The following is a 12,868-nucleotide window of genomic DNA, read 5'->3' on the forward strand; positions in this document are numbered from 1 at the left end:
TTATTTATTCGTTTAGTGTTTGGTTAATTATTTCAGTGTTCCGGTTGCTTTGTAATAATTGATTTTTGCTACTACAGCATTATACAACGCATCAAAGTAATTACCCTGCGCCCGCTGCCATTCTGTATCGGCCTGTAATACTTCAAACGTACTGCCAAGACCCTGCTCATATTTCTTCTTGGTAGTGTTGTACACTCTTTCAGCCAGTTCAAGATTTTCTTTCTGTGCATCCATGTTCAGGATGGCATTCTTCAGATTGTTTTTTGAAACAGTATGCTCCAGGTCAACTGCCTGTTTAAACTGCTCAATACTGTTGTTGGTTTTTTCTACTGTGTATTGTGCCTGTTTAATTTTGTACTTGCGCTGGAAACCATCAAAAATCGGGATGCTCAAGTTCAGTCCAACAAGGTTGGAATTAAACCAGAACCAGTTGCTGCCGGTAAATGCTGAATAGTTTTTGTTTAACTGTCCCTGCTGCTGAAACTGGTAAAAGAAAGCAAGCGTTGGAATATAACCAAGCTTATATCTTTTTACATCCAGTTCTCCCAGCTTCTTTGCCGATTTAAGCAAAGTCATTTCGTTGCGGTTATTATAATTCACCGTGCCGTCATCCAGTACATCCTGTTTAATCAGTGTTTCATTTAATTGATCGGTGAGTACAATTGTATCAGTCTGGTTAAGGCCTGTTGCAAATTTTAATGCAGCAAATCCAAGGTCAATAATATTTTTCAACTGTGTTTCGGTTGATTTGATATTGTTGAGCGAAACAGTTGTTTTATCAATGTCCAATCTTTCAATAAAGCCGTTTTTGTACAGCTGACCCTGATCATTTAATAATTTTTGGAGACGCTGAATGGTTTTCTGCAAAACATCGAGCTGCTGCTGAGCAATCAACACCTGGTAATACGCTTTGTGTACCTGTTCTCTTGTTTTGTCTTCGGCTACTTTAATATTGTTGCCGGCAAATTCAAGAAGCGTATTACGTGCCATCAATCCAACAAATACTTCCGGTTGAAATAACAACTGATTTAAACTTACACCGGCAGTAACACTCCAGGGTTGTACAAAGGAAAACTCCTGTACAGTAAATTCTTGTTTTGGTGCAATAGGATTGCCATTTCCATCTTTTACACCTTCCCTGTTTAATACATCATAAATACTTGTTTCACCATTACTGGGGAACAGAATTTTTGGAAGTGTAAGATAATGTGCCACCTGTGCCGATCCTGTTACCTGTGGTAAAGCAGCACCGGTTACTTCCATGTTCTGCGCTTTTTGTTTCAGTGAATCGATGCGAAGGTTTTTAATTTCTACTGTGTTTTTCAATGCGAGTGCAACTGCATCGCTTACAGACATTCTGTATTCTTTCTGCGCCTGCACACTGCCGATGCTTACTGCCATTACAGCAAGCAGCAGCCATTTACTTTTTACGTGTATTTTCATCTGTGATCTTAATTTTAATTTTTATATCAGTTATTGTTTGTGGTTTGAAAAAAAGGCAACTACTTTTTTAATCTCGTTTCATGCGTTTTCTTTTTCTGCAGTTCCTCTTTATATTTCATAATCAGTTTATATCCTTTTAATGTGGAAAGCCCGAACAGGAAATGTTCCATCGTTTCTCTTGTTACATCAACCAGGTTGAATTTTGTGGGCGAAGAAGCTGCCATCGCAAAGGGAACCATCATGGTTTCAACCCTGTAGCGGCTCATCATGTCCACATTAATGTCTTCCCTGTATAATTCTTCTTTTATTCCACGTTTAATATTGTGTGCAATTACCTGGAGCAAATATTCTTCCTTCATTTTCCTGAATGTTTCAAATGCACGGGGATGAAACTTTTCAGCATCATAGAGTACCATGGGGTTCAATTGAGAAAACTGGTCAAATATCTGCTCCATCGTCAAAAAGATTTCATCGATGGCGTCTTTTGCATTTTTCTTACAGAGTTCACAATCGTGTCTTGTTCTTGTAACTTCGTCATCCATGGCAGCCTCTACCAGCTCGTCTTTTTCTGAAAAGAACTGGTAAATGGTTTTTTTACTGATGCCCAGCTGCGTGGCAATATCGTCCATGGAAACGGAGCGGATGCCGTAACGCAAAAAACATTTCGTGAGCCTTTTTCTGTATTCTTTCTTTGGGTTCCATATTCACAAATTCGGAGAGCAAAACTATGGAAACTTATTTCGTTGCCAAAGTTTCCATCATGTTTTTTTTCCATTCGTAACAAAAAAATAACCTGCCCTCCTGCTTTTTTAATGATGTACTTTTGAACTGTAAATACAATCAACATGTTCAAAAGATTCAATTACAGACAGTTATTCCAGTATTTTTTACAAGGCTTACTGGTGTTAGCACCCGTTCTGGTAACAGGCTATGCGCTTTACTGGGTTGTAACAAGTATTGATGAGCTGCTGCCCATCTTTACTATCATTGATGACCAGGGAAAAGTGAAAGTGCGCAACTTCGGTTTGGGCTTTGTAATCATCATTGTAGCCATTAGTATTGTTGGTTACCTGAGTACCTTTTTTATTCAGAGCAGAATATTTAATTTGTTCGATCACTGGCTGGAAAAAGTACCGGGGATCAAGTTTGTGTATACCACCGTAAAAGATTTTTTTGAAGCCTTTGCAGGTGAAAAAAAGAAATTCAACAAACCGGTACTGGCAAATGTGGATGATAACGATGTGTGGCGTGTTGCTTTTTTAACAAGAGATGATATGGAAGATTTTGGTTTGAAAGATTATGTTGCTGTGTATGTTCCCATGAGTTATTCTATTTCAGGCAATGTGTATTTAATTCCTTCTAACAGAATTAAATCGCTGGAAGGACATGTAACCGGATCGGAAGCCATGAAGTTTGCCATCAGCGGGGGTGTAACAAAGCTTGAAGAAGAACTGGAAGCAGAGGCGGCAGCAGATAAGCATTGATCTTACAGGATATCAGTCAGCTAACAATATGCAACAGATAAAAAAGCTGTTTCTAACTTTTTTATTACTCATCTTTTGCCAGCAATGTTTTTGCTGGGGATTTTATGGGCACCGTAAAATCAATTACCTCGCTGTGTTTTTATTGCCGCCTGAAATGCTGCTGCTGTATAAAAGCAATATTGATTTTATAAGTGAGCATTCAGTTGATCCTGATAAACGCCGTTATGCAGTTCCTGAAGAAGGACCAAGACATTATATAGACATTGATCAGTACGGAACCTATCCCTACAAAGAATTACCACACAATTACGACAGTGCTGTTGCAAAGTTTGGTGCTGATTCCATCAATGCTTACGGTATTGTTCCGTGGTGGGTGCAAACCATGCTGCAGCGTTTAACCAAAGCATTCAAGGAAAAAAACCAGGCAAAGATTTTAAAACTGAGTGCAGAGATCGGGCATTATATAGCTGATGCACATGTGCCATTGCATGCAAGTCATAATCATAACGGGCAATACACAAATCAAAACGGCATACATGGTTTTTGGGAAAGCCGTGTACCTGAATTACTGGCTGATAAAGAATTTGATTTCTGGATTGGTAAAGCTGAATACATTAAAAACCCGGGCCAATTCATCTGGGCAAGAGTGCTGGAAAGTTCAGCAGCAGCTGATACCGTTTTGCGTTATGAAAAAGAGCTCACTGAAAAATTTCCAAGCGATCAGAAATATGCATTCGAAACCCGCAATGGAATTACCACAAGAGTGTATTCCACTTCTTTTACGGTTGCGTACAACAACAAACTGCTGGGTATGGTGGAGCGGAGAATGCGGCAGAGTATTTATGGAGTGGCTTCTTTCTGGTACACAGCATGGATCAATGCGGGGCAGCCCGATTTAAAACAGCTGACCAACAAAGAATTTACGGCTGAAGAACTAAAAGAGTTTGATGAATTGAACAGCAACTGGAAGAAAGGGAAGGTTGTTGGGAGAGAGCATGAGTGAGGTGGGTTTCATAAACAGTTCAAGATAGCGGCAGTAATTACAATGGTCTGAATCTGGATAATTTCATTATTAATTTGGAATAGTCACGAATTTCGATAGGAATATTTTTTAGTTCCGTATCAATATAAAATGTCTTAAGCTGGTTGTCAACTTTAATTTGAAGATAAATACCACATTGGTCGTATTCATCGGGAATGCCAAATCGTTTGTCTTTTGATTGCAGTAAGAGCTTTGGTACTTTAATTTTTAGAATTTGGGCCTCTTTAAATCTGTCTCTATCTAAAGTGTCGCCCTTAAATTCTACTCTGGCAAGTTTATATTCATTTTTGAAAAAGAATCTGTGGTGTCAATAAGCAATTGATTTTTTTCAACTTTAAACATTGTTGAACAATGCCCTTTGCACTCTCCACAATATATTCGATAAATTGTATAGTCAATCTTTGAGGTTGGTTTTTTAAGGAATGAATAATTAAAAATCAAGATTACTAAGAGTGATATTTTTAATAAGTATGGAGTCATTTAATGCAGCAAACTGAATGTTAGGTAAAGTTATTATATTCTTCAATCAGTTTGTCGAAGTTAACATGCTCTGTCTCTAAATGTTCTGCTGCTCCAAACTTGCTCATATAATTCCATTTGGCTTTTTTGTCAATGTTCAGTGGTTTGATGCGGTCGCTTAGTGGATAAACTTGTCTGCCGAAAAGTTTAAAGAAATTGTCTTCGTAGATTTCAAAGTGAAGACATGGAAATTTCTTTCGAAGGCTATAGTCATAGTCCCACAGATAGAGAACTTTGTCCGTATCATATTCAATTATGAACAAATCTCCTTCGTCTTCATATTCTTTGGCAACCGCAATTCTCTTTGCATTTATGAGACAAGTGTCAACTGTCCCTTTGTCAATAACAGCATTAAGATGTTTTAAAAAGTTCTTTCCCTTTCTCTGCATTTTATACATTTCATAAGGGGTGAAAACAATAAATGCAAATGAAAAAATAGCAAGGGTCCCAAACGGAAAAACCCAAAAACTGGCTTGAGTTAGTGTCGCTAAATAGGTGAAGCCTGCTCCTAAAAGCCCTGCTATAAGAAAATGATAGAATTTGATTTTACTACCGCCTTCTTTTTCTTTTTGGGTTTTCAAGGTTTTTAAGAGTCGCAGTTCATCTAGATATAATTGTCTTGTCTTAAATGCAATATTCATAGTTAAAGGCTGTAGTTATAATTGTGCCTAACGCTTAAATATACGCAACTACTCTAAACTTCAAATTCTCCAACCAACTGATGCCTTTGTTTATCGCCTGACCAACTTATGAAAATCTACAACTTTATCTTTTTTCTGCATTCCCCACAATAATCAGCTTTACCCAGGTCAAGTTTTGTAAAATACCCGTTCCCTTTTGACATAATACATTGTTCATTCGTACAATGACCCAGGCCAAGGTTATGACCAATTTCATGAATGATTACATTTCGGAGCCTGTGGTTATAAACTGCTGTATCATTTGTTTGTAATCTTGCGCTTGAAACAATACATGCATTACCGGGTTGATAACCCATGCCGAATATTTTTTCATCAAAATAAGGCATGCTGCTTTCTTCTTTGATAGTGAAAAGCGGTTGATCAATCATACCAACGATTTCTGCAAACCGATCTGTTTTTATTCCTGATAAAAATTTCAGTATCGAATCGGCAAAATATAAACCCGTTTCTTTTGTAAGAAAATGTTCAGGAAGTTGTTTTGGGTTCTAATACAATTACCTGTCTGTTGTAAAAACAAGCGATTTCTTTTTGTATTGTTTTAATCCCTGATGTATTGTAATTGTTTAATGGCTGAATTGCAATTAACTGGTTCTTGTTTTTAGTCAATGAAAAGTTGGAAACTTTCCTACAGGTAAGTGAAAGAAACGTAAATGCTGCAAAAAGTAAGAGAATAGGTTTCATGCTGACTGTTGCTCATTCAAAAGTAGAGGAAGATTTTAGTCTTAAATAGTTAAAATCATACTGTAGTTATGAATCCCGTCAGACGAGGGCGTCCGACGGGGTAAACAACTCCTGACACATGTTCTTCCTGAATGTTTTAAATTTGCCGCATGATGCACAATTTCAACGCAGGTCCATCCATTTTACCAAAGGAAGTATTTCAGCAGGCAAGTGAGGCCATCCTCAACTTCAATAACAGTGGCTTATCCATTTTAGAGATCGGTCACCGCACGCCTTTATTTGAAGGAGTGATGAATGAAGCAAGAAGCCTGGTAAAAGAACTGATGCAGTTAGATGCTGATCATGAAGTTTTGTTCTTACATGGCGGCGCCACCACACAGTTTATGCAGGTGCCCATGAACCTTTTGAATGAGCAGGATGTGGCAGCATATACTGAAACAGGAACCTGGGCAGGTAAAGCCATTAAGGAAGCAAAGCTGTTTGGTCATGTAGAAATTGTTGGTTCATCAAAAGATACCAACTACACCACCATGCCGAAGAATATTGCTGTACCGCCAACAGCAGCTTATCTGCATATTACTACCAACGAAACCATCGCCGGTACACAATGGCACCAACTGCCTTATGATTGTGGCGTGCCAATTGTTGCCGATATGAGTAGTGATATTTTAAGCCGCACACTTGATTTCAACAAGTTCGATTTGATTTATGCAGGTGCACAAAAAAATATGGGCGCAGCAGGCGTAAACCTGGTTGTGATTAATAAAAATATTACCGGTAAGGTTCAACGCATCATTCCAACGGTTCTTGATTACCGCAATCATATCAAGGAAGAAAGTATGCTCAACACTCCTCCCGTATTTGCCGTTTATGTGGCGATGCTGACGCTTCGCTGGTTAAAGGGGCAGGGTGGGGTTGCTGCTATTGAGAAAATTAATGATCAGAAAGCAAACCTGCTTTATTCAACTCTGGAAGCAGTTCCATTCATCAACTTACCTGTTGCCAAAGAAGACAGAAGCAAGATGAATGTGGTGTTTACCATGAAAGACGAAAAATTAGAGAAAGAATTTTCACAGCTCTGCAAGGATAATGGAATGTATGGGGTAAAAGGGCACAGAAGTGTGGGCGGTTTCCGTATCAGCCTATACAATGCTCTGCCGCTGAGCAGCGTGGAAGCGGTTGTTTCACTGATTAAAGACTTTGCTCAAAAAAATGGTTGATGATGTGCTCAAAGACTTTTTTTATTTCCCGGGTTTCCGTTTTGTATGTTTCACTGAGTTGATATAAACAAACCGGCTGGAAATTGTAAACACAACTAAGTAAGGAAACCGTTTCAGGCGAGCATCCCTGAAATCATCAAAGGCATATCCAAAATATTGCGGATTCTGTTTCAGCTTTTCAAGAATTTCATTCAGTTCGTTTAGAAAATCTTCTCCCAGATCCGGCAATTGATCTTCATACCATTGATAAGCTTCCTGAACATCAATCAATGCTTCGTTCTGAAAAATGATTTGAAAAGCCAAATTATTTTTCTTTTTTATTCCTGAATAATTTCTTTGCTTCTGTCAGCGTGTAGGTTTTGCTTTTGCCTGAAAGACGGTTCTTTTCACGGCGCCTGATCTCTTCTTTTTCTTTTTCAGTGTAGGCAGCTCTTGTTTCATACTTTACTTCACTCTCCAGCAAAGTCAGCATCGCCAATACCTTTTTATCGTCGATATCGGCCACATAAGTATGCAATTTTTTTCTGCGTTCAGAAGAAGTCATAAAAGCCTTTTTTCAAAGTTAGTTTTTAGGTTTTAATTTTTACCTATATCCTTAATAAACTTAATATCAGGCTAAATGGGGCTAACAGGCGTTAAATACGGCTGTTTTCGGTCATATCGGCGAACATCCTTCCCTCCATCACCCAAAAAATCCTTTTCTTTGCAGCCGGTTAGTAAGTAAAACATTATGTCTACAATAGTTCCTTTCAAGGCTCTGCGCCCGCAGGCTCAGTTTGCAAAACAGGTCGCAGCACGCCCTTACGATGTATTAAACAGCAAAGAGGCAAAAGAAGAAGCACAGGGCAACCCGTATTCTTTTTTACATATCACCAAACCTGAAATTGATTTGGCTGATGATGTAAATCCTTATGCCGACCAGGTATATCTAAAAGCAAAAGAAAATCTGCTGGCATTTATTCAGCGTGATGTATTGTTTCGTGAAAACAAATCATGTTATTATATCTACCAGCTCATCATGGATGGCCGCAGTCAAACAGGCTTGGTTTGCGGCAGTACGGTTGAAGATTATAACAATGATGTGATCAAGAAACATGAGTTTACCCGTCCTGAAAAAGAGAATGACCGGATCAATCATATCAAGATCAGCGGTGCACAAACAGGCAATGTATTTCTTGCTTACCGTGATGTTGCTGAAATGAATGAACTCATTGCCAAATGGAAAGCTGATAAAAGTCCCATTTGCAATTTTACAGCCGATGATGGTATTCAGCATACGATCTGGATTGTAAATGATACGGCAACGATCAAAACGATTTCAACAATTTTCGAAACACAGGTTCCGCATACTTATATTGCTGACGGGCATCACCGTGCAGCATCGGCAGCAAAAGTGCATGCAGCATTGGGCGAAAAGGCAACAGAAGAAAGCACTTATTTTTTAACAACGCTGTTTCCTGCGAATGAATTAAAAATTCTCGATTACAACCGTTTGGTAAAAGATTTGAACGGCTTAACGCTTGATGAGTTGATTGAAAAACTTTCAGCCGATTTTGATTGCAGGTTGATTGGAAAAGATCCATTTAAACCCGATCAGTTACATGTATTTGGTATGTATGCTGAAGGAAACTGGTATCAACTCACTGCGAAAGAAGGCACTTACAGCAAAGACCCGATTGGTGTATTGGATGTAACCATTCTCGCTAATAATTTATTAGATAAACATCTTGGTATTAAAGATCAGCGTACAGATAAACGCATTGATTTTGTTGGCGGCATCCGTGGATTGGGTGAATTGCAGAAAAGAGTTGACAGCGGTGAAATGAAAATTGCATTCAGTCTTTACCCTGTAACCATGGATCAACTATTTGATATTGCCGACAGCGGTAATGTAATGCCTCCCAAAAGCACCTGGTTTGAGCCTAAATTGAGGGATGGATTGCTTACGCACCTGATTTACCAGGAATCATAATTAAATCAAAATATAATCGGGGCGTTCTTACAGACGCCTCTTTTCGTTTACTTTTGAAGCAGATATGAAAAAACTACTATTTACTCTCAGCATTTTCTTTGTTTCCATTGCTGCAATGGCACAGGAACCTGATGCTGCGCAATTGCAGGAAACCGGTAAACAATTTATGCGTGGTGGCGACTGGACCAATGCTGTACTGGTGTTGAATAAAGCACTGGCAAAAGATCCCGGAAATATATCCATTCAAAAAGATCTTGCACTCACTTATTATTATCAACGGGATTTTGCAAAAGCAAAAGAAACCATCAAGCCGTTAGTTGAACGTGAAGATGCAGATATACAGGTGTACCAGATTGCCGGTAATATTTACAAAGCCTTACAGGAAGCAAAGGATGGAGATAAGATGTTTAAGAAGGCATTGAAAAAATATCCCAACAGCGGAGCATTGTATGCAGAGTATGGTGAACTGCTGTGGATGATGAATGAAAATGTAAGTTGTATTGAACAGTGGGAACTGGGAATTAAAAATGATCCGGGTTATCCAGGTAACTATTATTATGCTTCCCGTTATTATTCTTTTACTGCCGATAAAGTTTGGGCGTTGGTATACGGTGAAATTTTTGTGAACATGGAAAGTTACCGCAGCAATACAGCAGAGATTAAGAACATGCTGCTCGATGGCTATAAAAAATTCTTTGTTGTTGATCCCAAAGCAAAGCCATCCAAAGTAAAGAATGAATTTACCGAAGCATTTACAGCAGTAATGAATCAGAATAGTGCTGTGACCAACAGTGGCATTACTACTGAATCATTAACGATGCTGCGTACAAGATTTTTGTTAGACTGGAACAAACAATATGCAGCTAAATTTCCTTTCCGTTTATTCGATCATCAGAAACAGTTGCTGCAGGAAGGAATGTTTGATGCTTACAATCAATGGATCTTTGAAGCGGCAGGTGATTTGGCAAAATATCAAAGCTGGACAAAGCTGAATGCCGATCAGTATAACGAGTTCACCCGTTTTCAGAAATCGAAATTATTTAAAGTGCCTGCGGGCCAGTATTACAGAATTGCGAATTAACGGAAGAAGTCCTGCTGAAAAGCGGGATTTTTTTATGAATTGCATTGCTTAAATCTCCTTAACTTGATTGCCGGAACAGGCGCCACCTGTTTTTTATTTTCTACTTAATTGCATGCTATATGAACCCAAAACGATTATTTGATTGCATTGATCTGCAATTGGAAAAATTTCACAAAGAAGATATGTTTGCCGCCAAAGAAGAAGGCGGCATCTGGCACAAGTACAGTACAGCCGATGTAAAAGAAATTGTTGATAAACTGGCAGCTGGCCTGGTTCATCTCGGCATCAGCGGCCATGATATGACTATTGAACGCAGGGATAAAATTGCCATCATCAGCAATAACCGTCCTGAGTGGATGTTTCTTGATCTGGCCGTGCAAAAAGCAGGAGCTGTTCTTGTTCCCATTTATCCAACACTTGCGGTTGCTGAACTGGAATTTGTACTGAATGATGCAGAAATAAAATTAGTGTTTGTGAGCGATCAGGAACTCTACGACAAAGTACAGAGCATCCGCAGTAAAACTCCAACGGTACAGGCAGTGTACACATTCAATAACCTGCAACCTGCATTAAACTGCCGAGAGATCATGAGTAAAGCAACTGCAGAAAGTCTTGCTGCATTAGCATCCATTGCTGATAAAGTAGGTTATGAGGATTTGGTAACAATCATTTACACATCGGGTACAACCGGTACTCCAAAAGGTGTAATGCTGAGTCATAAAAACCTGCTGAGTAATGTACTGTCCAGCAGCGAAGTGTTTGCAGAGTTCTGCACACCTGCAGATAAAGCATTGAGCTTTCTTCCGCTCAATCATATTTTTGAACGGATGGTAACTTATATCTATCTCTTTAATGGGGTATCTGTTTACTACGCACAAAGCCTCGATACAATTGGAGATAATTTGAAAGAAGTGCAGCCTGCTGTTTTTACAACTGTACCAAGATTGCTGGAGAAAGTGTATGAACGCATCATGGGCCGTGGACAGGAGTTAACAGGGTTGAAACGAAAATTATTTTTCTGGGCCGTTGATGTAGCAGGAAAATATGAAGTTGGTAAACATCAGGGCTTTCTATACAACACAAAACTCGGCATTGCCAATAAACTCATCTTTAATAAGTGGCGTGAAGGTTTAGGTGGAAAAGTAAAAGCAATTGTTACCGGTGCAGCTGCCTGCCAGGTAAGGTTATTGAGAATATTTTCTGCAGGGAAAATGCCAATCATGGAAGGTTATGGATTAACAGAAACCTCACCTGTAATTTCTGTAAACCGTTTCAATGAAAAGAACAGGAAGTTTGGAACTGTTGGTACGGTGATTAAAGGTGTGGAAGTAAAAATTGCTGAAGATGGAGAGATCTGCTGCAAAGGTGATAATGTGATGATGGGTTACTACAAACGTCCTGATCTTACTGCTGAAGTAATTGATAAGGACGGTTATTTCCATACAGGTGATATTGGTATTATGGTAGATCAGAAATTTTTAAAGATCACCGACCGTAAGAAAGAAATCTTTAAAACGAGTGGCGGTAAATATGTGGCACCACAGCCCATTGAAAATAAAATGAAGGAAAGCCCTTTCATTGAGCAGATGATTGTTGTTGGTCCCGAAAGGAAATTTGCCGGTGCCTTAATTGTTCCTTCATTCGAAAATTTGAAAGAATGGGCCAAGCAAAACAAGATCAGCTTTGGAACCATTCATGATTTGGTACGTCATCCGGCAGTGCTTGAAATGTACAAACATGTGGTGGAAGAATTTAACCAGCAGTTTAATCATGTGGAGCAGATCAAAAAATTTGAACTCTGTCCAACTGAATGGACAGTTGACGGCGGTGAATTAACACCAACACTTAAACTGAAACGGAAAGTGATCACGGAAAAATATAAAGATGCGATTGAACGCATTTATGATTAACAGAATCCTCCCGTTTACGGGAGGATTTTTTTTAGAGATAAACCTTTTTTCACAAACTCAAATCATTCTATCTTCGCAGCATGCTTCCAAAATTTAAACGCATCCTCCTCAAGCTTTCCGGCGAATCATTAATGGGCGATAAGAACTTCGGGATGGATTCCAAAGTAATTACACAATACGCCAAAGACATCAAAAGCATTATTGAACTGGGCGTACAGGTAGCCATTGTAATTGGCGGCGGTAATATTTACCGTGGTATGAACGAAGCAGAAACAGGCATTGAACGGGCACATGGTGATTATATGGGTATGCTGGCAACAGTGATCAATGGAATGGCTTTACAGGCCGGTTTGGAAAAAGCAGGTGTGTACACCCGTTTGCAGAGTGCCATCAAAATGGAACAGATAGCTGAACCTTATATCCGCCGCCGTGCCATTCGTCATTTGGAAAAAGGCCGTGTCGTGATCTTTGGTGCAGGTACAGGTAATCCTTATTTCACAACAGATACAGCAGGATCATTAAGAGCCATTGAAATCAATGCCGATGTAATTCTGAAAGGAACGAGGGTTGATGGAGTTTATACTGCTGACCCTGAAAAAGATCCAACAGCTACAAAATATGAAACCATTACTTTCCAGGAATGCCTTGGAAAAAATCTGCGGGTAATGGATATGACGGCGTTTACACTTTGCATGGAAAATAATCTTCCCATCATTGTTTTTGATATGAACAGACCCAATAACCTGAAACGTGTAGTAACTGGCGAAAAGGTTGGAACACTCGTTACCGGTTAACTATACACAGGTTTCTGCCCG

The 12,868-nt window shown here is 39.1% G+C and carries 14 protein-coding genes; 7 read left to right on the top strand and 7 right to left on the bottom strand.

Going from position 1 to position 12,868, the window contains the following annotated elements:
* Nucleotides 1-27: 27 nt before the first annotated feature.
* A complete protein-coding gene (locus IPK31_09485; protein MBK8088151.1) occupies nt 28-1,443 on the bottom strand; it encodes a TolC family protein in 1,416 nt (471 codons plus the stop codon).
* 59 nt (nt 1,444-1,502) lie between these two features.
* Nucleotides 1,503-2,099 (bottom strand): TetR/AcrR family transcriptional regulator, encoded by a 597-nt coding sequence (locus tag IPK31_09490; protein MBK8088152.1) that lies wholly within the window; start codon nt 2,097-2,099, stop codon nt 1,503-1,505.
* A gap of 189 nt (nt 2,100-2,288) precedes the next feature.
* Here IPK31_09490 and IPK31_09495 point away from each other — a divergent pair, with 189 nt between their 5' ends.
* Nucleotides 2,289-2,927 (top strand): DUF502 domain-containing protein, encoded by a 639-nt coding sequence (locus tag IPK31_09495; protein MBK8088153.1) that lies wholly within the window; start codon nt 2,289-2,291, stop codon nt 2,925-2,927.
* A gap of 28 nt (nt 2,928-2,955) precedes the next feature.
* Nucleotides 2,956-3,930 carry a S1/P1 Nuclease gene (locus tag IPK31_09500; protein MBK8088154.1) on the top strand — a complete coding sequence of 325 codons (975 nt, stop codon included), beginning with the start codon at nt 2,956-2,958 and terminating at the stop codon, nt 3,928-3,930.
* 539 nt (nt 3,931-4,469) lie between these two features.
* On the opposite strand, the gene IPK31_09505 is transcribed toward IPK31_09500, so the two are convergent.
* The 3 genes from IPK31_09505 to IPK31_09515 form a co-directional block, all read right to left on the bottom strand.
* Entirely contained in the window at nt 4,470-5,129 is a 660-nt protein-coding gene (locus IPK31_09505; GenBank protein ID MBK8088155.1) for a hypothetical protein, read from the bottom strand.
* Nucleotides 5,130-5,245: 116 nt separating this feature from the next.
* On the bottom strand, nt 5,246-5,611 hold the full coding sequence (locus IPK31_09510) for a matrixin family metalloprotease (protein ID MBK8088156.1): 366 nt from the start codon (nt 5,609-5,611) through the stop codon (nt 5,246-5,248).
* Nucleotides 5,612-5,654: 43 nt separating this feature from the next.
* Nucleotides 5,655-5,870: a hypothetical protein gene (locus tag IPK31_09515; GenBank protein MBK8088157.1), complete on the bottom strand. Its 216-nt coding sequence runs from the start codon at nt 5,868-5,870 to the stop codon at nt 5,655-5,657.
* Nucleotides 5,871-6,019: 149 nt separating this feature from the next.
* On the opposite strand from IPK31_09515, the gene serC reads away from it, so the two are divergent.
* Complete coding sequence (serC, locus tag IPK31_09520) at nt 6,020-7,090, top strand: 3-phosphoserine/phosphohydroxythreonine transaminase (protein ID MBK8088158.1); 1,071 nt, start codon at nt 6,020-6,022, stop codon at nt 7,088-7,090.
* Between the two features lie 21 nt (nt 7,091-7,111).
* On the opposite strand, the gene IPK31_09525 is transcribed toward serC, so the two are convergent.
* Both IPK31_09525 and IPK31_09530 read right to left on the bottom strand, forming a co-directional pair.
* Entirely contained in the window at nt 7,112-7,393 is a 282-nt protein-coding gene (locus IPK31_09525) for a type II toxin-antitoxin system RelE/ParE family toxin (GenBank protein MBK8088159.1), read from the bottom strand.
* Nucleotide 7,394: 1 nt separating this feature from the next.
* Complete coding sequence (locus tag IPK31_09530) at nt 7,395-7,634, bottom strand: hypothetical protein (protein ID MBK8088160.1); 240 nt, start codon at nt 7,632-7,634, stop codon at nt 7,395-7,397.
* Between the two features lie 186 nt (nt 7,635-7,820).
* Here IPK31_09530 and IPK31_09535 point away from each other — a divergent pair, with 186 nt between their 5' ends.
* The 4 genes from IPK31_09535 (at nt 7,821) to IPK31_09550 (ending at nt 12,847) form a co-directional block, all read left to right on the top strand.
* Nucleotides 7,821-9,062: a DUF1015 domain-containing protein gene (locus IPK31_09535; protein ID MBK8088161.1), complete on the top strand. Its 1,242-nt coding sequence runs from the start codon at nt 7,821-7,823 to the stop codon at nt 9,060-9,062.
* Nucleotides 9,063-9,126: 64 nt separating this feature from the next.
* Nucleotides 9,127-10,143 carry a tetratricopeptide repeat protein gene (locus IPK31_09540; protein MBK8088162.1) on the top strand — a complete coding sequence of 339 codons (1,017 nt, stop codon included), beginning with the start codon at nt 9,127-9,129 and terminating at the stop codon, nt 10,141-10,143.
* Nucleotides 10,144-10,262: 119 nt separating this feature from the next.
* Nucleotides 10,263-12,053 (top strand): long-chain fatty acid--CoA ligase, encoded by a 1,791-nt coding sequence (locus IPK31_09545; GenBank protein MBK8088163.1) that lies wholly within the window; start codon nt 10,263-10,265, stop codon nt 12,051-12,053.
* Between the two features lie 80 nt (nt 12,054-12,133).
* On the top strand, nt 12,134-12,847 hold the full coding sequence (locus tag IPK31_09550) for a UMP kinase (protein MBK8088164.1): 714 nt from the start codon (nt 12,134-12,136) through the stop codon (nt 12,845-12,847).
* Nucleotides 12,848-12,868: the final 21 nt, after the last annotated feature.

The organism is Chitinophagaceae bacterium, from assembly GCA_016713085.1.
In the GTDB taxonomy this organism is placed as follows: Bacteria; Bacteroidota; Bacteroidia; order Chitinophagales; family Chitinophagaceae; genus Lacibacter.